At 63.8% G+C, this 19,021-nt stretch carries 20 protein-coding genes and 1 tRNA gene; 18 read left to right on the forward strand and 3 right to left on the reverse strand.

Going from position 1 to position 19,021, the window contains the following annotated elements:
- Positions 1 to 32: 32 nt before the first annotated feature.
- The 10 genes from VM94_RS00620 to VM94_RS00665 all read left to right on the forward strand — a co-directional run bounded on the left by VM94_RS00620 (position 33) and on the right by VM94_RS00665 (position 11,408).
- Positions 33 to 476: a YchJ family protein gene (locus tag VM94_RS00620; protein WP_046681742.1), complete on the forward strand. Its 444-nt coding sequence runs from the start codon at positions 33 to 35 to the stop codon at positions 474 to 476.
- Positions 477 to 516: 40 nt separating this feature from the next.
- A complete protein-coding gene (locus VM94_RS00625; RefSeq protein ID WP_046681743.1) occupies positions 517 to 2,139 on the forward strand; it encodes a carboxyl transferase domain-containing protein in 1,623 nt (540 codons plus the stop codon).
- A 12-nt stretch (positions 2,140 to 2,151) separates the two neighbouring features.
- A complete protein-coding gene (locus VM94_RS00630; protein WP_035823218.1) occupies positions 2,152 to 2,940 on the forward strand; it encodes an enoyl-CoA hydratase/isomerase family protein in 789 nt (262 codons plus the stop codon).
- Positions 2,941 to 2,959: 19 nt separating this feature from the next.
- The gene (gene bioA / locus VM94_RS00635) at positions 2,960 to 4,288 is read left to right on the forward strand and encodes an adenosylmethionine--8-amino-7-oxononanoate transaminase (protein ID WP_046681744.1); all 1,329 of its coding nucleotides are present in this window, start codon (positions 2,960 to 2,962) and stop codon (positions 4,286 to 4,288) included.
- 1 nt (position 4,289) lies between these two features.
- Positions 4,290 to 5,486 carry an 8-amino-7-oxononanoate synthase gene (bioF, locus tag VM94_RS00640; RefSeq protein WP_046681745.1) on the forward strand — a complete coding sequence of 399 codons (1,197 nt, stop codon included), beginning with the start codon at positions 4,290 to 4,292 and terminating at the stop codon, positions 5,484 to 5,486.
- Positions 5,476 to 6,261 carry a dethiobiotin synthase gene (bioD, locus tag VM94_RS00645; RefSeq protein WP_046681746.1) on the forward strand — a complete coding sequence of 262 codons (786 nt, stop codon included), beginning with the start codon at positions 5,476 to 5,478 and terminating at the stop codon, positions 6,259 to 6,261. Before bioF ends, bioD begins: the two co-directional genes overlap by 11 nt.
- 45 nt (positions 6,262 to 6,306) lie before the next feature.
- Positions 6,307 to 7,353, forward strand: coding sequence for a biotin synthase BioB (gene bioB / locus VM94_RS00650; RefSeq protein WP_046681747.1), 1,047 nt, complete (start codon positions 6,307 to 6,309; stop codon positions 7,351 to 7,353).
- A 159-nt stretch (positions 7,354 to 7,512) separates the two neighbouring features.
- Complete coding sequence (locus VM94_RS00655; RefSeq protein ID WP_046681748.1) at positions 7,513 to 9,540, forward strand: acetyl/propionyl/methylcrotonyl-CoA carboxylase subunit alpha; 2,028 nt, start codon at positions 7,513 to 7,515, stop codon at positions 9,538 to 9,540.
- A 10-nt stretch (positions 9,541 to 9,550) separates the two neighbouring features.
- Entirely contained in the window at positions 9,551 to 10,483 is a 933-nt protein-coding gene (locus VM94_RS00660; RefSeq protein ID WP_046681749.1) for a 2-hydroxyacid dehydrogenase, read from the forward strand.
- A 1-nt stretch (position 10,484) separates the two neighbouring features.
- On the forward strand, positions 10,485 to 11,408 hold the full coding sequence (locus VM94_RS00665; RefSeq protein WP_046681750.1) for a hydroxymethylglutaryl-CoA lyase: 924 nt from the start codon (positions 10,485 to 10,487) through the stop codon (positions 11,406 to 11,408).
- 159 nt (positions 11,409 to 11,567) lie between these two features.
- On the opposite strand, the gene VM94_RS00670 is transcribed toward VM94_RS00665, so the two are convergent.
- Positions 11,568 to 11,644, reverse strand: a tRNA-Pro gene (locus VM94_RS00670).
- Positions 11,645 to 11,810: 166 nt separating this feature from the next.
- Between VM94_RS00670 and VM94_RS00675 the strand changes: the two genes are divergently transcribed.
- Positions 11,811 to 12,443 (forward strand): hypothetical protein, encoded by a 633-nt coding sequence (locus tag VM94_RS00675; RefSeq protein WP_046681751.1) that lies wholly within the window; start codon positions 11,811 to 11,813, stop codon positions 12,441 to 12,443.
- 60 nt (positions 12,444 to 12,503) lie between these two features.
- On the opposite strand, the gene rsmI is transcribed toward VM94_RS00675, so the two are convergent.
- Positions 12,504 to 13,412: a 16S rRNA (cytidine(1402)-2'-O)-methyltransferase gene (rsmI, locus tag VM94_RS00680; RefSeq protein WP_046681752.1), complete on the reverse strand. Its 909-nt coding sequence runs from the start codon at positions 13,410 to 13,412 to the stop codon at positions 12,504 to 12,506.
- Positions 13,413 to 13,577: 165 nt separating this feature from the next.
- Between rsmI and VM94_RS00685 the strand changes: the two genes are divergently transcribed.
- The 7 genes from VM94_RS00685 (at position 13,578) to VM94_RS00715 (ending at position 18,480) form a co-directional block, all read left to right on the forward strand.
- On the forward strand, positions 13,578 to 14,789 hold the full coding sequence (locus VM94_RS00685) for a penicillin-binding protein activator (protein WP_082127494.1): 1,212 nt from the start codon (positions 13,578 to 13,580) through the stop codon (positions 14,787 to 14,789).
- Between the two features lie 9 nt (positions 14,790 to 14,798).
- A complete protein-coding gene (locus VM94_RS00690) occupies positions 14,799 to 15,158 on the forward strand; it encodes a YraN family protein (protein WP_046681754.1) in 360 nt (119 codons plus the stop codon).
- Positions 15,159 to 15,215: 57 nt separating this feature from the next.
- Positions 15,216 to 15,812: a phosphoheptose isomerase gene (locus VM94_RS00695; protein WP_034752465.1), complete on the forward strand. Its 597-nt coding sequence runs from the start codon at positions 15,216 to 15,218 to the stop codon at positions 15,810 to 15,812.
- The gene (locus VM94_RS00700; RefSeq protein WP_046681755.1) at positions 15,805 to 16,488 is read left to right on the forward strand and encodes a BON domain-containing protein; all 684 of its coding nucleotides are present in this window, start codon (positions 15,805 to 15,807) and stop codon (positions 16,486 to 16,488) included. The genes VM94_RS00695 and VM94_RS00700 overlap by 8 nt, the downstream gene beginning before the upstream one ends.
- Before the next feature lie 95 nt (positions 16,489 to 16,583).
- Complete coding sequence (locus VM94_RS00705) at positions 16,584 to 17,105, forward strand: peroxiredoxin family protein (RefSeq protein ID WP_046681756.1); 522 nt, start codon at positions 16,584 to 16,586, stop codon at positions 17,103 to 17,105.
- Positions 17,106 to 17,197: 92 nt separating this feature from the next.
- Positions 17,198 to 17,788 (forward strand): sigma-70 family RNA polymerase sigma factor, encoded by a 591-nt coding sequence (locus VM94_RS00710; protein ID WP_034752469.1) that lies wholly within the window; start codon positions 17,198 to 17,200, stop codon positions 17,786 to 17,788.
- Positions 17,785 to 18,480, forward strand: coding sequence for an anti-sigma factor (locus VM94_RS00715; RefSeq protein WP_046681757.1), 696 nt, complete (start codon positions 17,785 to 17,787; stop codon positions 18,478 to 18,480). The genes VM94_RS00710 and VM94_RS00715 overlap by 4 nt, the downstream gene beginning before the upstream one ends.
- A gap of 67 nt (positions 18,481 to 18,547) precedes the next feature.
- Here VM94_RS00715 and VM94_RS00720 read toward each other — a convergent pair whose 3' ends face one another.
- Entirely contained in the window at positions 18,548 to 18,970 is a 423-nt protein-coding gene (locus VM94_RS00720) for a PaaI family thioesterase (protein WP_034752471.1), read from the reverse strand.
- Positions 18,971 to 19,021: the final 51 nt, after the last annotated feature.

A 19,021-nucleotide genomic window follows, 5' to 3' on the forward strand; every position in this document is an offset into this window, starting at 1 on the left:
GCGGAACTTTTCAGTTCCCTATTTGCCAGCGCATGCCCACACTCTCGACATCTGCCGCCTGCCCCTGTGGCGGCGCCGCCTACGCCAGTTGCTGCGGCCCGTATATCGCGGGCGACGCCTTGCCGCCCACGGCCGAAATCCTGATGCGTTCGCGCTACACGGCGTTTACCTTGCGCGACGAGCCGTATCTGCTTGCCACCTGGCATGCCAGCACCCGTCCCACCGATGCTTTATTTGCCGAAGAAGAAAAAGTCCACTGGCTGGGACTTGAGGTAAAATCTGCTTTACGTTTACGTCAACGTAAAGCAACATCAGCAGATCAAGCCGAAGAGACAAATCGCGACAGCGTGGAATTCGTGGCCCGCTACAAGGCCAACGGCCGCGCGCACCGCCTGCATGAAGTGAGCCGCTTCGTGCGTGAAGCTGGTGACGGTGGCATGCGCTGGTTTTATCTCGACGGCAGTTTTCCCGAATAGCGCGACCCGAGAGACCGGGCGATAATAAAAAGGAACCGCAATGCCGCACATCGAAAGCAAACTCAATCCGCGCAGTGAAGATTTCAAGGCCAATGCCGCGGCCATGCAAGCCATCGTCGACGATTTGCGCGACAAGGTGGAAAAGATCGCGGCCGGCGGCGGCGACGCGGCTGCCGCCAAGCACCTGGCGCGCGGCAAGCTGCTGCCGCGCGACAGAGTGCAGATGCTGCTCGATCCCGGCACGCCCTTCCTCGAGTTTTCCCAGATGGCGGCCTACGCCATGTACCAGGACGCCAAGGGCGTCGATGCGGCCCCTTCCGCCGGCATCATCACCGGCATCGGCAGGGTTTCGGGCCAGGAATGCGTCATCGTGTGCAACGACGCCACTGTCAAGGGCGGCACGTATTACCCGATGACGGTCAAAAAACATTTGCGCGCCCAGGAAATCGCCGACCAGAACAACCTGCCCTGCATCTACCTGGTCGACTCGGGCGGCGCCAACCTGCCGAACCAGGACGACGTCTTCCCCGACCGCGACCATTTCGGCCGCATCTTCTACAACCAGGCGAACCTGTCGGCCAAGGGCATCCCGCAAATCGCCGTCGTGATGGGTTCTTGCACGGCCGGCGGCGCCTACGTGCCGGCCATGAGCGACGAATCGATCATCGTCAAGGAGCAGGGCACGATTTTCCTCGGCGGTCCGCCGCTGGTAAAAGCGGCCACCGGTGAAGTGGTGACGGCCGAAGACCTGGGCGGCGGCGACGTGCACACGCGCTTGTCCGGCGTGGTCGACCATCTGGCGCAGAACGATCTGCATGCGCTGTCGCTGGCGCGCACCATCGTCTCGAACCTGAACCGTAAAAAACCGCAGCAGATGGACTTGCGCGCATCCGTCGAACCGAAATACCCGACGCAGGAACTGTATGGCGTGATCCCCGTCGATACGCGCAAGCCGTTCGACGTGCGCGAAGTCATTGCGCGCATCGTCGACGGCAGCGATTTCGACGAATTCAAGGCCCGCTACGGCACCACCCTGATCTGCGGCTTTGCGCACATCTATGGGGTCAAAGTCGGCATCATCGCCAACAACGGCATCTTGTTCTCGGAATCGGCGCTGAAAGGCACGCATTTCATCGAATTATGCTGCCAGCGCAAGATCCCGCTCGTGTTCCTGCAAAATATCACGGGCTTCATGGTGGGCCGCAAATACGAAAACGAGGGCATCGCCCGCAACGGCGCCAAGATGGTGACCGCTGTCGCGACGGCTGCCGTGCCGAAATTCACGGTCATCATCGGCGGCAGCTTCGGCGCCGGCAATTACGGCATGTGCGGCCGCGCGTTTTCCCCGCGTTTCATGTGGATGTGGCCCAATGCGCGCATCTCCGTCATGGGCGGCGACCAGGCCGCTTCCGTGCTGGCGACCGTCAAGCGCGACGGCATCGAGGGCAAAGGCGGACAGTGGAGCGCGGACGAGGAAGCGGCCTTCAAGCAGCCGATCAAGGATCAATACGAACACCAGGGCCACCCCTACTACGCCACCGCGCGCCTGTGGGACGACGGCGTGATCGACCCGGCCGACACCCGCATGGTGCTGGGCCTGGGCCTGTCGGCAGCGCTCAACGCCGAAATCCCGGAGACGAAGTTCGGCGTATTCCGCATGTAAGGGGAGAAGACCATGGAATTTGAAACCTTAAAGCTGGTCATCGAGGGCAATGTCGCCACCGTGACCCTGAACCGTCCCGACGTGCGCAACGCCTTCAACGAGACGACGATCGCCGAACTGGCGCGCGCCTTCGAAGGGCTGGGACGCAGCGACATGGTGCGCGCCATCGTGCTGGCGGCGAATGGCGCGGCCTTTTGCGCCGGTGCGGACTTGAACTGGATGAAGAAGATGGCAGGCTACACGCATGCCGAAAACCAGGCCGACGCACTGCAGCTGGCGCAGATGCTGCGCACGATTTACCTGTGTCCGAAACCCGTCGTGGCGAAGATCCAGGGCGACTGTTATGCGGGCGGCATGGGCCTGGTCGCCGCATGCGATATCATTCTGGCTGCGGAAGACGTGCATTTCTGCCTGAGCGAGGTGCGCCTGGGACTGATCCCGGCCACTATTTCACCGTATGTCATCAAGGCCATGGGCGAAAACGCGGCACGCCGCTATTTCCTGACCGCGGAGCGATTCTCCGCTCAGGAAGCGCTACGCATCGGCTTTGCCCACGAGGTAGTCGAGGCAAGCGCGCTGGACGCGAAAACGGCCGAGGTGCTCAAAGCGCTGACGGGCAACAGCCCGCACGCCGTGGCGCAAGCGAAAACGCTGGTGCGCGAGATCGTTGGCCAGCCGGTCGACGACGCGCTGCTGGCGGATACCGCCGAGCGCATCGCGCAGATCCGCGCCTCGGAGCAGGGCCGCGAAGGCGTGCAATCCTTCCTCGACAAGCGCAAGCCGAGTTGGCTCATGGGCTAGCAATATCATTGGAGCAGTTTTGAAAGCAGAAAAACAATCGGGCTGGGTCGAACGCAGTCTGCGCAGCGTGTGGCATCCGTGCACGCAAATGCAGCATCACGAGACTGTACCGCTCATCCCCGTCAGCCATGGCCGCGGCGCCTGGCTGTACGACCATGAAGGCCGACGCTACCTGGACGCCATCAGCTCCTGGTGGGTGAACCTGTTCGGCCATGCGAATCCGCGCATCAATGCGGAACTCAAGGACCAGCTGGACCGCCTGGAACACGCCATGCTGGCCGGCTTCACGCATGAACCGGTGATCGAGCTGTCGGAAAAACTCTCCGCCTTGACGGGCGGCGTGCTCGGTCACAGCTTTTACGCGTCCGACGGGGCATCGGCCGTGGAAATCGCCCTGAAAATGAGTTTTCACGCCTGGCGCAACAGCGGCAAGAGCGAGAAACAGGAATTCGTCTGCCTGAAGGGCAGCTACCACGGCGAAACCATCGGCGCCCTGGCCGTCACGGACGTCGCCCTGTTCAAGGATGCCTACGGCCCCCTGCTGCGCGCCACGCAGACGGTGATGTCGCCCGACTTCCGGCAGGCGCAAGAAGGCGAGTCCGCCGAGGACGTGGCGCGCCGCGCGGCCGCAGAAGTCGAGCAGCTGTTCCAGCAAAAAGCCGACAAGATCGCCGCCATCATCATCGAGCCGCTGGTGCAGTGCGCGACCGGCATGGCCATGCACGATCCGCTGTATTTGTCCTTGGTGCGCGCCCTGTGCGACCGTTATCAAGTCCATTTGATCCTCGATGAAATCGCCGTCGGCTGCGGCCGCACGGGTACCTTCTTTGCGTGCGAGCAGGCCGGCATCTGGCCCGATTTCGTCTGCCTGTCGAAGGGCATCAGCGGCGGCTATCTGCCCCTGTCCCTCGTGATGACGCGCGAAGACATCTACCAGGCGTTCTACAGCACCGACGTGCGCCGCGGCTTCTTGCATTCGCACTCGTACACGGGCAATCCGCTGGCCTGCCGCGCGGCGCTGGCGACCCTGTCGATTTTCGAGGAAGACGATGTGCTGGTGGCCAACCGCGCGCGCGCCGCCAAGATCACGCACGCCCTGGCGCCGCTGGCGCAGCACGAGCGTGTAAAACACTTCCGCCAGCAGGGCATGATCTGGGCCTTCGATGCGGTGGACGCGGCGCCCGATTTTTCGCGCCGCTTCTTCAGTACGGCGCTGGAACATGAACTGTTGATGCGTCCCATCGGCTCCACCGTCTACCTGATGCCGCCATACATCCTCGACGATGAGGAAATCGCGGGCCTGGGCCAGCAGACCCTGGCCGTCTTCAATCATGTGATCGGGGCCTGAGATGGAACTGATCGCGCGATTACAACAGCAGTTGCAAGGGCTGGAAGAACGCAGCCTGATCCGCCGCCGCCGCACCGTCGACACGCCGTGCGCGCCGCGCCTGACGGTCGATGGGCGCAAGATGCTGGCCTTTTGCAGCAATGACTACCTGGGCCTGGCCGCGCATCCGCGCATCGTGGAAGCGCTGAAAGAGGGCGCCGATCTGTATGGTGCCGGCAGCGGCGCTTCGCACCTGATCAGCGGCCACAGCCGCGCGCACGCGCAGCTGGAAGAACGCCTGGCGGCGTTCGTGGGCGCCAACCTGGAACAGGCCCGCGCCCTGTATTTCTGCACCGGCTACATGGCTAATCTGGCTGTGCTGACGGCCCTGTCGGCGGGCGATCCTGACGCCGAGATTTTCTCGGAAGCGCTGAATCACGCTTCGCTGATCGACGGCACGCGCCTGGCCCGCGTCAAGACGCGCGTGTATCCGCACGCGGACTTAAATGCCCTGGCGGCCCTGCTGGCGGCCAGCACGGCACAGACGAAAATCGTCGTCACCGACAGCGTCTTCAGCATGGATGGCGACCTGGCGCCGCTGCCCGCGCTGCTGGCCCTGTGCGAACGCTATGGCGCCTGGCTGGTGGTCGACGACGCGCACGGCTTTGGCGCGCTGGGAGCCGATGGCCGCGGCGCGCTCGAACATTTCAATCTGCGTTCGCCCTACCTCGTGTATGTGGGCACCCTGGGCAAATCGGCTGGCGTGGGCGGCGCCTTTGTGTGTGCGCACGAAGCCGTGATCGACACCCTGATCCAGAAGGCGCGCCCCTACATCTTCACGACGGCGGCCCCGCCCGCGCTGGCGCATGCGCTGCTGGCCAGCCTGGACATCATCGCCGGGGAAGAAGGAAAACAACGCCGGGCTCACTTGGCCGCGCTGGTGGCGCAATGGAACGACGGCTTGCAGCTGCAGCGCTGGCAAGCCTTGCCGTCGGTGACCGCCATCCAGCCAGTCATCATTGGCGAGAATGCGGACATGCTGGCCGTCGCCGCCCAACTGTACGAACAGGGGCTGTGGGTCGGCGCCATCCGCCCGCCCACCGTGCCAGCTGGCACGGCGCGCCTGCGCGTGACCCTGTCGGCCGGCCATACGGCGCAGGAAGTGGCGCAATTGATCAATGCAGTCAACACCCTGGAAAGGACTCGCCATGAGCCTTGATGACCCTATCGTGGCGGACGTGCTGGCGGACCTGGCGCCAGCCGTGCAAACGGCGCCGGCGGCCACCGGCCTGCCATCGCGCTTTGCCTGTTTCGTCACCGGCACCGACACGGAAATCGGCAAGACCTTGACGTCGTCGGCCCTGCTGCACGCGCTGGTCGCGCGCGGCGTGCGCGCTTGCGGCATGAAGCCCGTGGCCGCCGGCGCCGAAATGCGCGACGGCGAACTGCATAATGAAGACGCCGACAGCCTGATCGCCGCCGGCAACGTCACCATGCTGCGCAGCCTGACGACGCCCTATATGCTGAAGGAACCGGCCGCGCCGCACATCGCCGCCGCGCTTGAAGGCGTGAGCATCGAGTCCGTGCCGATCCTGGCCGCCTACCTGGAAATTGCCGCCGCCTCGGACGCCGTCGTGGTCGAAGGCGTGGGCGGTTTCCGCGTGCCGCTCTCCAGCGATTTCGATTCGGCCGACCTGGCGCAGCAGCTCGACCTGCCCGTGATCCTCGTGGTCGGCATGCGCCTGGGCTGCATCAGCCAGGCTTTGCTGACAGTGGAAGCCATCGAAGCGCGCGGCTTGACGGTGATCGGCTGGGTCGCCAACACCCTGGAAGTGGAAATGCGCTTCCTCGACGAAAATATCGATGCGCTGATCGAGCGCATCCCGGCGCCGCTGCTGGGCAGGGTGCCGCGTCTGGCGCAGCCCAGCGCGCAAGCGGCGGCGTCCTATCTCGATTTCACCGGCTTGCCCAACTGGCCGGCGCAGCAGAATTAAACCGAACACTTAACGTAGCTAAAAAATAGAAGCGAAGGAATCACCATGTCCGTAGTCCAAGAAGCAGCAAAAACCGTCGAACTGCACCGCCCTGCGGCGCGCATCACCCTGCCCGAAGCGGCCACCTGGCCCATCGATGATGTGCTGGCCCTGTTCGACCTGCCATTCAATGACCTGATGTTCAAGGCCCAGCAAACCCACCGCATCAACTTCCCTGACGGCGACGTGGAACTGGCGACCCTGTTGTCGATCAAGACGGGCGGCTGCGAGGAAGACTGCGGCTACTGCCCGCAGGCGGCCCGCTACGACACGGGCGTGGAAGCAAAAAAAATTCTCGACATCGACACCGTGCTCGACGCGGCCCGCCAGGCGAAAGCCAACGGCGCCACGCGCTTCTGCATGGGCGCCGCCTGGCGCGGCCCGAAGGACCGCGACATGGATAAAGTCGAAGAGATGGTCAGCAAAGTCAAAGCGCTGGGCCTGGAAACCTGCGCCACCCTGGGCATGCTGGAAGAAGGACAAGCGGACCGCCTGAAAAACGCGGGCCTCGACTTCTACAACCACAACCTCGATACGGCGCCCGAGTTCTACGACAACGTCATCTCCACGCGTGAATACCAGGACCGCCTCGATACTTTGGGCCGCGTGCGCGAAGCTGGCTTGAAAGTGTGCTGCGGCGGCATCGTCGGCATGGGCGAGACGCGTCTGCAACGCGCGGGCCTGATCGCCCAGCTGGCAAACCTCAATCCATATCCGGAATCGGTGCCCGTCAACCACCTGGTGCAGGTGGAAGGCACGCCTTTGTTTGGCCTGGAAGCGCTGGACCCGTTCGAATTCGTGCGCACCATCGCCGTTGCCCGCATCACCATGCCGAAAGCGCGCGTGCGTTTGTCGGCCGGCCGCCGCCAGATGGGCGAAGCCGTGCAAGCCATGTGCTTCCTGGCTGGCGCCAACTCCATCTTCTACGGCGACAAGCTGCTCACCACCGACAACCCGGAAGCGGAAGACGACCGCGTCTTGCTCGGCAAACTGGGCTTGCAGACGCGCGGCGCGATGCTCGAATCGGTGCAGAAAGAGAAGTGCGGCTGCTGATGCCAGCCTTGTCGGGTTACGCCGTGCCGGCTGACCCGACCTACGAATACCGCCTCACCATGCGTAGGTCGGTTTGGCGCAAAGCGCGTAAGCCGACACACCAGCAGACAAGGTCCGCCAAGAGACAGCTGCCCCTTTTTGAGAGAATAGAGAGAGACCATGTTCACTAAAATCCTGATCGCCAACCGCGGCGAAATCGCTTGCCGTGTCGCCGCTACCGCGCGCCGCATGGGCATCCAGACCGTCGCCGTGTATTCGGAAGCGGACGCCAATGCCAAGCACGTCGCCGTGTGCGACGAAGCCGTCTTGATTGGCCCCGCGCCGGCCAAGGAAAGCTATCTGTGCGGCGACAAGATCATCGCCGTGGCGCTGGCGACAGGTGCGCAGGCGATCCACCCCGGCTATGGTTTCCTGTCCGAGAACGCCGACTTTGCCGACGCCTGCCACGCTGCGGGCCTGGTCTTCATCGGTCCGCCGGCATCGGCCATGCGCGCCATGGGTTCGAAGTCGGCCGCCAAGTCGCTGATGGAAAAAGCCAATGTGCCGCTGGTGCCCGGCTACCACGGCGAAGAACAGGATGCGGACTTCCTGCATGGGCAGGCCGACAAGATCGGCTACCCCGTCCTGCTGAAGGCCTCGGCCGGCGGCGGTGGCAAGGGCATGCGCGTCATCGAGCATTCCGATGATTTCAAGGCCGCGCTGGCCTCGTGCAAGCGCGAAGCGATCAGCTCTTTCGGCGACGACAAGGTGCTGGCCGAAAAATACCTGTCGCGTCCGCGGCATATCGAAATCCAGGTGTTCGCCGATACGCTCGGTAACTGCATTTATTTGTTCGAGCGCGATTGCTCGGTGCAGCGCCGCCATCAAAAGGTGCTGGAAGAAGCACCGGCACCGGGCATGCCAGCTAACCGACGCGCGGCCATGGGCGAAGCGGCCGTTGCCGCCGCCAAGGCCGTCGGCTACGTCGGTGCGGGCACGGTGGAATTCATCGCCAACCAGGATGGCTCGTTCTACTTCATGGAAATGAACACGCGCCTGCAAGTGGAACATCCGGTGACGGAAATGATCACCGGCACCGACCTGGTGGAATGGCAGCTGCGCGTCGCCTTTGGCGAGCCGCTGCCGAAAAAACAGGATGAATTGACCATCCACGGCCACGCCATCGAAGCGCGCATCTATGCGGAAAATCCGGAGAAGGGTTTCCTGCCATCGATTGGCACCCTGCGCCACATGCAGTCGCCGTCGGCCGTCACGTTCGAGCTCGGTGGCACGACAGTTCCCGCCGCCGTGCGCATCGATTCGGGCGTGCGCGAAGGCGACGCGATCTCGCCATTCTACGATCCGATGATCGCCAAGTTGATTGTCTGGGGCGCGGACCGCCGCGAAGCGCTGGCACGCATGGCGCAGGCGCTGTCCGACTACCAGATCGTCGGTTTGGCCAGCAATATCGCCTTTTTGAAACGCCTCGTCGAAGGCCAGGCATTTGCCAGCGCCGATCTCGATACGGGCCTCATCGAGCGCAATCAAGCGTCGCTGTTCCCCGCCCTGCAGGCGGCGCCCGACACGGCCCTGGCGCTGGCGTCCGTCGCCCTGCTGCTGGAAGAAAAAGCGGCGGCCGAAACGCAATCGGCCAACCGCGCCGACCCGTGGGGCAATGCCCTGGGCTGGCGTCTGAACAGCACCCTGGGTCGCAGCCTGTCGTTCGCCGATGAATTCACCTTGGCCGGCGAGGGCAAGGCCTACGCGGCACGCGTTGCCTACAAAACGGATGGCTGGTTGTTCAACGGCCAGCCACTCTCCCTGACGGCGAACGCTGGCCTGGAACTGCACATCAAGCTCGGCGAGCGTGCCGTGCACGGCACCGTGCGCCGCGACGGCGAACAGTTCCACGTATTTACCAACGGCTTGCATTACACCTTGCACTACAACGATCCGATGGCGCATGCGGGCGAAGTGGAAGCGGAAGGCGGGCGACTGACGGCGCCGATGCCGGGCAAGGTCGTCGCCGTGCTGGTGAACAAGGGCCAGGACGTCAAGAAGGGCGAGCCTTTGGTCATCATGGAAGCGATGAAGATGGAGCACACGATCGCCGCGCCGCACGACGGCCTGGTGGAAGACGTGCTGTATGCGGTCGGCGACCAGGTGGCCGATGGCGCGCCGCTGCTGGCCTTCAAGGCTGCCGCATAAAGGTAAGCACATGCGCATCCTGTTACAACGTTCGGACGGCAAGGAAGCGGCGTGGATCAGCGACTTGCGCGACTTGCTGCCCGAAGCAGAAATCCTCTTCTGGCGCGAAGGCGAAGCGGTTGAACCATGCGACTACGCCGTCGTGTGGCAGCCCCCCGCCGCCATGCTGCCCGAGCTGGCCAAGGTCAAGGCCATCTTCAACACGGGCGCCGGCGTCGACGCGCTGCTGAAATTCGGCGACGCGTTGCCGGCCCACGTGCCGCTGGTGCGCCTGGACGACGCGGGCATGGGCGTGCAAATGGCCGAATATGTGAGCCACGCCGTGCTGCGCCACTTCCGCCGTTTCGACGATTACGAGGCGCAGGGCCGCGCGGGCATCTGGCAGCCGCTGCCCGCGTTCGACAAGGCGGACTTTCCCGTCGGCGTACTGGGCATGGGCGTGCTGGGCACGCGCGTGCTGCAAGCGCTGGCGCAGTTCGAATTCCCGCTGCGCGGATGGAGCCGCAGCCCAAAACACGCCGATGGCGTGGCGTGTTTTGCGGGCGAAGAGGGACTCGAAGCGTTCTTGCGCGGTACGCGCGTGCTCGTGTGCATGCTGCCGCTCACGCCGGAGACGCACAACCTGCTCGACCGCGCGCGCCTGTCGATGCTGCTGCCAGGCGCCTACGTCATCAACGTGGCGCGCGGCGCGCATATCGCCGAGCCGGATCTGCTGACCCTGATCCGCTCCGGGCATATCGCCGGCGCGACACTTGACGTGTTCCGCAACGAGCCGCTGCCGCAGCAGCACCCGTTCTGGCAAGAACCCCGCATCACCATCACGCCGCATATTTCGGCCGCCACCCTGCGCCGCGAAAGCGTGGCGCAGATCGCCGCCAAGATGCGCCGCCTGCAAGCCGGAGAAGTCGTCGCCGGCATCGTCAACCGTTTGCAAGGATATTGAGATGAACCCTACTACCAGTCTGCCCAAGCAGGTCAAGATCGTCGAAGTGGGACCGCGCGACGGCCTGCAAAACGAAAAGGAAACCATCAGCGCCGCCGTCAAGATCGAACTGGTCGACCGCCTGACACAGGCCGGCTTCGTCAATATCGAGGCGGCATCGTTCGTCTCGCCGAAATGGGTGCCGCAGATGGCCACCAGCGCGGAAGTGATGGAAAAGATCGCGCGCCGCCCCGGCACGATTTACTCGGCGCTGACGCCGAACATGCAAGGCTTTGATGCGGCACTGGCGGCGAAGGCCGATGAAGTGGTGATCTTCGGTTCCGCGTCCGAAGCTTTCTCGCAAAAGAACATCAATTGCTCGATCGCCGAATCGATCGCCCGCTTCGAAGGCGTGGCGAAGGCGGCCAAGGAACACGGCCTGCGCCTGCGCGGCAGCATCAGCTGCGCTTTCGGCTGCCCCTACCAGGGAGACGTGCCGCTGGACGCCGTAGCCGACGTGGTGGGCCGCATGCGCGACCTCGGTTGCGACGAGATCGACATCGCCGACACCATCGGCGTGGCTACGCCGCGCAAGACGCAGGCGGTGATGGAGCGCGCGATTGCCGCCTTCCACGTGGGCGGGCTGTCCGGCCACTTCCACGACACCTATGGCCAGGCGCTGGCGAATATCTACGCCAGCCTGGAAACGGGCATCGCCATCTATCACTCGTCCGTGTCCGGCCTGGGCGGCTGCCCGTACGCCAAGGGCGCCACCGGCAACGTGGCCACCGAGGACGTGCTGTACATGATGCAGGGGCTGGGGATCGCCACCGGCATCGACCTGGACCTGGTGGTGGACGCGGGGCAGTTCATCTCGCAGCAGCTGGGCCGTAAGGGTTCCAGCCGTGCGGGTAACGCCATTGCCGCGAAGCGCGCAGCTGTTTGAGCGTAGGTCGGATTAGCGCGGCAAGGCCGCGCGTAATCCGACGCCGCCAGGGCCAACACTGTTGTCGGGTTACGCGCTTTGCGCTAACCCGACCTACCACGACCGTACAGGCGAAAAAAAACCCAAGAGCCTAAACTCTTGGGTTTTTTTCTACAAATTTGGTCGGAGTACAAGGATTCGAACCTTGGACCCCCTGGTCCCAAACCAGGTGCGCTACCGGGCTGCGCCACACTCCGAAGACCAAGATAATACAGGCCGTATCGACTTCGGTCAAGGGTCAGGTGAAACTCTGTGTAAATTATTTACGCGCGGCACTGAGACCCATGTATTTTTCAACATGCCGGAAATATGCGACACTGGCTTGGCAAGTTTTCCCGATCAGACATGAAGGCGACGACGGCAATGGAGTTCAGGATAGAAAGAAGCGGCGGCGGCCAGCCCGTGCCGAACCGCCGCGGCATCGTGCTGGGCATCGCCGTGTCCTTGCTGCTGCATGGCGCCTTGATCACTCTGTGGCGCCACGTGCAGCCAGCAGCGCCACCGGACACGGCCCCGCGCGTGGAGTCGATCGCCGTGTGGATACGTCCGCTGGCCGCCAGGCCGCCCCCGCCGCCCGTCGAAGTCGTCAAGCCGAAGCGCGAGCCCAAGCCCATCAGCAAGCCGAAACTCGCCACTGCCCGGGAAACGCCGGCGGCGGCCACGGCGCCAGCATCGACCCCGCAAGCCATCACGGTCGTACCGGCATCACCGGCCACGCCGGCGGCCAGTCCCGATACCATCACGCAAGAAACCCCGAAATTCGACATGGAAGCGGCCAGGAGGACGGCGCGCAAGATGGCGGGCGAGCGCGATCCATCCAAGGTGGGCACGGCCGTGGGGCAAATTCCCGACAAGCCGCTGCAAACGGAAACCCAGCTGGCGCGCGACATCGCGCAAGGCAAGCGCGGCGATTGCCGCACCGCCTACTCAGGCGCAGGCTTGCTGGCGCCCGTGTTGATGTTGTTGGACAAGAAGGATAGCGGCTGCAAGTGGTGAGCCTGACAACATACCCAGATTGGGTACGACCATACCCAATCTGGGTATTTCGCGGTCACTTTATTCCTGCCCCTTCAACTGCAAGGCCCGCTCATACAAGGCGTTTTTCTTGCGGCCCGTGATCTGCGCCGTCAGATTCGCCGCCTGCTTGACGCTGCATTCGGCCAGCAAGATGTTCAGGATGCGCTCCGCTTCCACGTCTTCCGCGTCCTGCGCTTCCGTCGCCCCTTCCAGCAGGACGACGAATTCTCCCTTTTCGCGGTGCGCGTCGGCGCGGATCCAGCTTTCCGCTTCGGACAGGGGACAGCGGTGGATTTCCTCGAACAGTTTCGTCAGCTCGCGCGCGAACACCACCTGGCGCGTCGGTTCGAACGCTTCCACCAGGGCCGTGGCGCAATCGAGAATGCGGTGCGGCGCCTCATAAAACACCATCGTCGCCGTCACGCCGCGCAAGCTGTGCAGCATGTTTTCACGCTGCTTGGCCTTGGCTGGCAGGAAGCCGACAAAGTAGAACTGGTCGTTCAACAGGCCGCTGGCGGAAATGGCGGTGATCGCCGCTGACGGGCCGGGCAGCGGCAGCACGCGCAGGCCGGCCGCGCGCACGGCGTCGACGATGCGCGCGCCGGGGTCGGACACGGCAGGCGTACCCGCATCGGAAACGAGGGCGATGCGCTCGCCGGCGTGCAGGCGGGCGATCAGGGTCTGCGCCACTTCGCGTTCGTTATGTTGATGCGCCGCAATCAGAGGCTTGTTCAAGCCAAAGCGCGTCAGCAGGTGCGCCGTGTTGCGCGTATCTTCACAGGCGACGGCATCGGCAAGGCTCAGCAAATGCAGCGCGCGCAGACTGATATCGGTCACATTACCGATCGGCGTGGCCACTATATACAATGTTGCGATAGGATAGACCTGGTGCGCCGCCTCTGTCATGATGGGCAGGCTGGCGATGGAACTGATTTCTTGTACGGTCATTTTGGAGGTTAAATGCTTGCTAATAGTGTGAAGTTACTGCTTGTTTGTGCCGCGACCGGCATGCTGAGCGCTTGCAGCACGCCTTGCGACGCGCCCGGGCAATTGTGCGCGCCTATTGAATCTAACACAAGGGCGCTGCCGCCACCGAAGCCGCTGCCTCCGCCCGTGCCGCCCAAGCCGCCCGCACCCGAACCGGTGACGTTTGCCGTGGCCGTGCCCGATATTACCGCCTACGACGGCAACGGCGCCCCATTGTCGCCCATCAATACCAAGCCGGCCACCGGCACGCCGCAAGACATGCCGGCCGCCACGGCGCCGGCACCATCCGACGGCAAGGTCCACCACATCGGCCTGCTGCTGCCGCTGCGCTCCGCTTCCCTGGGGCCGGCCGCCGAATTGCTGCGCGCCGGCTTCATGGCCGCGTACGAACGCGACCGCAGCGGCTTTGAAGTGACGGTGATCGATACGGGCGACGGCAGCAGCGACGTGCTGAACAAATTTGCGCAAGCACAGGAAGAGCAGGACATCGTCGTGGGTCCTTTGTCGCGCTCGGCGGTGACAGCCGTGGCCAACAGCGATTTGGTACGCAAGCCAACGATCGCCCTGAACCACCCCGACAACCGCGGCGAGGCGCGCCTGCCGGCCAAGCTGCTGGTGATGGGCCTGTCGATCGAGGCGGAAGCGCGCCAGGTCGCCGCCTGGGCCGCCAGCGAACAGCCGGGCGCCAGCGCGCTGATCCTGTCGGCCGGTTCGCCCTCGCAGCGCCGCATCAGCGCCGCCTTCAAGCAGGAATGGCTGCGCCAGGGCGGCAAGATCGAGACGATGGACTTGACGGCCACGAATGGCTACCTGAGCGATGCGGAACTGGTGCAGCTGCGCGCGCGCCTGGCCGCCACGCCGCCGGGCCTGCTGTTTGCCGCGCTCGACGCCGACCAGGCGCGCCAGCTGCGCGTGGCCATCGGCGGCGATTTGCCCCTGTATGGCACCTCGTCACTGAATCCCGGCGCCGGGCGCGGCGCCAGCGGCCCCGAACTCGACGGCGCGCGCCTGCTGGACTTGCCATGGCAAGTGCAGCGCGACCATCCGCAAGTGATGGTGTATCCACAGCCGGAGCAGCCTGCCGAACGCCGCCTGACGGCCGACATGGAACGACTGTATGCGCTGGGCATCGATGCCTTCCGCGTGGCGCGCGAAGTGGCGCTGCGGCCGAACGCGCCATTTACCCTCGACGGCGTGACGGGCCGTCTGGCCGTGCGCTTCGAGAATGAGCAAAGCGTGTTCGAGCGCACGGAACAAGCCGCCACCTATCAGCAGGGCGTGCTGGGCACCTGGCCACCGGCCGCGCCGGCGCCTGTCGCCGTGCCGCCGGCCCAATAAGGACACACCATGCCACCCCTGCCTTTCCAGAATAAACAGGCACGGGGACGGCAAGGGGAAGACGATGCGCTCGCGTATCTGCTGCTGCAAGGCCTGGTGCTGCTGGAACGTAACTACCTGTGCAAGGGCGGCGAGCTGGACCTGATCATGCGCGATGACTCATCCATCGTCTTCGTCGAAGTACGGCTACGCAGCAGCGCTGCCTTCGGCGGCGCCCTGGCCAGCATCACCCCAGCCAAGCAGCGGCGCATGACGGTGGCCGCGCAAACCTGGCTGCTGGGGCAAAAAACCGTGCCGCCCTGCCGTTTCGACGCGCTGGCCATCGATGGCGGGCGCATCAGCTGGCTGAAGAACATCCTCGATATGTAAGCATTTTTAACAGTGCTTGTCCGCCATGCCGCGCGCCTGCACTATAATCGGCAGACTATGAATAATCAACGCATCCTCTCGCACTTCCACGAAAGTGCCGAACTCAAGATCCAGGCCGCCACCGTACTGGCGCAACCCATTGCGCAGGCGATCGACCTGATGTTTTATGCATTGTCCAACGGCAACAAGATCCTCGCCTGCGGCAACGGCGGTTCCGCCGCCGACTGCCAGCATTTCGCGGCCGAGCTGGTGGGGCGCTTCGAACGCGAGCGCTTTCCCCTGCCTGCCCTGGCGCTGACGACGGATACGTCGATCCTGACGGCCGTGGCCAACGACTACAGCTACCGTGAGATTTTCTCGAAGCAGGTGCAGGCCTTCGGCCAGGCCGGCGACATCTTGCTGGCCATCTCCACGTCGGGCAATTCGGCCAACGTGATGGCCGCCGTGGAAGCGGCGCTCGAGCGCGAAATGCGCGTCGTGGCGCTGACGGGCAAGGACGGCGGCGCCATCGGCAAGATGCTGACGGACGCCGACGTGCATATCTGCGTGCCGGCCGAGCGCACGGCGCGCATCCAGGAAGTCCACCTGACCACCATACATTGCATCTGCGACGGCATCGATGTCGCGCTATTCGGAGGAGACGTGAATGACTAAATTCGGTACTGGCCCAGGCTGGAAACGCGTACAACGCCCGCTGGCCACCGCACTGCTGTGCGGCGCCATGCTCACTTCGCTCACCGGCTGCATCGAATTGATGGTCGGCGGCGCGGTGATGGGCGGCGTTGCCGCAGCGGACCGCCGCACCCTGGGCGCCCAGACCGAAGACAAGTCGATCGCCCTCAAAGGCGAGTCGCGCATCCCCTCCATCGTCGGCGACGTGGGCCACGTCAACGTCACCAGCTTCAACCGCCGCGTCCTGCTGACGGGCGAAGTGCGCGACGAGGCGATGAAAAACGCCGTCGAGCGCGAAGTGCGCAATATCGAAGGCGTGGAATCGGTGGCCAATGAATTGATCATCGCCGGTCCGGCCAGCTACACCTCGCGCTCGAACGACGCGCTGATCACCACCAAGGTCAAGGCCAGCCTGGTCGACATGAAAACCATCTCGGCCGCCTCGTTCAAGGTCGTCACGGAAAACGCCACCGTCTTCCTGATGGGCCGGGTCACCCAGCGCGAAGGCACGGTCGCGGCCGACGTGGCGCGCGGCGTGGGCGGCGTGCAGAAAGTGGTCAAGCTGTTCGACTACATTTCGGAAGCGGAACTGAAGCAATTGCAGCCCGAGCCGGCGCCAGCACGCACCACCAGCACCGGCGACACGGCGCAGCAATAAGCGTCTCCACCGAACGCCTCCTCCGTTTGACCTACGGCTTTGATGCGGCGATACGGCTATAATGGCCGCATCGTCGCGCTTTTCAAATGAAAACCATGTCAACTTCGCCATCCGCAAGCAAGTCCTGGATCAAGCCAGCCCTGATCGCCGTCCTCGTGGCGGGCGTGGCGGCGGCAGGCTATCTGTCGCTCAATGACAAGCAAAGCGCGCCGGACGTGACCTTCCACGGCATCCATGGCGAAAAAATCACGTCGGCCAGCCTGCGCGGCAAGGTCGTGATGGTCAATTTCTGGGCCACCTCGTGCACCACCTGCGTGGCGGAAATGCCGGACATGGTCGACACCTACAACAAGTACAAGGGGCAGGGACTGGAATTCGTGGCTGTGGCCATGAAATACGATCCGGCCAACTACGTGCTGAACTTCGCCGAAACGCGCCAGCTGCCGTTCAAGGTGGCGCTCGACGTGACGGGCGAGGCGGCCAAGGCGTATGGCGACGTGGCCCTCACGCCCACCACCTTCGTGCTCGACAAGCAGGGCAAGATCCTCAAGCGCTACGTGGGCAAGCCGGAATTCGCCGAACTGCACAAGCTGCTTGAATCTGCTATCGCCGGCTAAGGCTCGGCACCGCACAAAACCTTGTTGCCAAGTGTTATCAACCTGTTATAACCTTCCCAGGCGTGATCCCACTCACCTTGTGAAGGCCAGCCGTGCCCCTAGCCGCTCAATCGCTCGACCCGCAGCAACTGAAAACCTGGCTGCTCGCCACCGGCAACAAGGACGCCACCGCGTTCCGCCAGCTATATAACTCCACCTCATCGAAACTGTTTGGCTTCGCGCTGCGTATATTGCATAAGCAAGAGCTCGCAGAAGAAGCCTTGCAAGAGGGTTTCGTCGCCATCTGGAACAACGCCGCCACGTATCAAAGCCATCTGGCGGCGCCGATGACCTGGATGGCCACCATCGTGCGCAACAAGGCGTTCGATGTGCTGCGGCGCAGCGACGATACCGTGGAAATCGATGCCGAACAGTTTGATAGCGAAGTCATGAATGCACTCCGAGACCCCCAGGCCACGCCGATCGAGTCACTGCAACTGAGCGGTGACGCCAAGGCGCTGGCGTTTTGCATGTCCGCCCTGGAAGGGCTGCACCGGCAGGTGGTCGCCCTGGCGTTCTATCATGACCTGTCGCACAGCGAAGTGGCGCAGCAGATGTCGCTGCCGATCGGCACCGTGAAGACCTGGATACGCCGCAGCCTGGAACGGCTGCGCACGTGTCTGGCGAAACGGGAGGCATCATGAATATCCGCGGCAATGACACCCTGCGCCAGAAACTGGCGTCCGAATACGTGCTGGGCACGCTGAAAGGGGGCGCGCGGCGGCGTTTCGAAGGCTGGCTGCACAACGACGCCGACTTGCGCAATATCACGGCCGAATGGCGCCAGCGCCTGGAACCGATGGCGGAATTTGCCACGCCCGTGGCGCCGCCCAAGCGCGTGTGGCAGCAGATCGAACAGCGCCTGCACCTGAAGCCGCAGGGCGGCTGGTCGTGGTTGCGCGATTCGCTGTCGTTCTGGCGTTCGCTGGGCATGGCCTCGAGCGCCATCGCCGCACTGCTGGTCATCGTCGTGGCCACGCGCGTGATGGATGCGCCGCAAATCAGCTATGTAGCCAGCCTGACGGACGAGAAGGCGCAAACGGCCCTGCTGCTGACGGCCGACAGCCGCCACGGCGCCCTTGAGGTGCGCATGGTCGGCAACGCGCCCGTACCGAGCGATAAGGACCTGGAACTGTGGGCCGTGCCGAAGAGCGGCAACCCGCGCTCCCTGGGTTTATTGGCCGACAAGGGCAACGTGAAACTGGCCTTGTCCCAGCGCGCCATCGGCAACGACGTGGCCTTGCTGGCCGTCACCCTGGAGCCGAAAGGCGGTTCGCCGAATCCGAATGGGCCGACGGGACCGATTCTCTACAAGGGTAACTGGGTAAAAATCTAACCCGAATGCAAAAATCCGGGGTCAGACCCGCCGGGTCTGACCCCAGCAGTTGATTTGGGGTGCGGATTTATTTAGGATACAAAATCATCTGCGTGCAGCGGAACAGGGCAATCGTCTTGCCCGTTTCCTTGCTTTTCACGACGGCATCCCACACTTGCGTGTTGCGGCCCTTGTGCTCGACCTTGGCCGTGCAGGTGAGCGTGCCTTCACGGGCCGTGCCCAGGTGGTTCGATTTCAGTTCGATGGTCGTGAAATTGCTCGCGCCTTCGGGCAGGTTGACGATGCAGCCATAGCCGGAAGCCGTGTCAGCCAGGGTCACCACGCTGCCCGCGTGCAAATAACCATTCGGCGCCAGCAGATGCGGCAGCACGGGCAATTCCGCCGTCAACTGGCCGTCGCCCACTTCCGTGATGACGATGCCCAGGTGGCCGGGCAGGCGGCCCGTGCCGCGTTCATTCAACATTGCTACGGTGATGTCGGGATTGCTCATGCTGGTCCTTGTGCGGGGGAGGCCGGGATACGCCGGAAAATACTATGATGA

Origin of the sequence: Janthinobacterium sp. KBS0711, assembly GCF_000988085.1 — a bacterium.
Taxonomy (GTDB): Bacteria; Pseudomonadota; Gammaproteobacteria; order Burkholderiales; family Burkholderiaceae_D; genus Janthinobacterium; species Janthinobacterium lividum_E.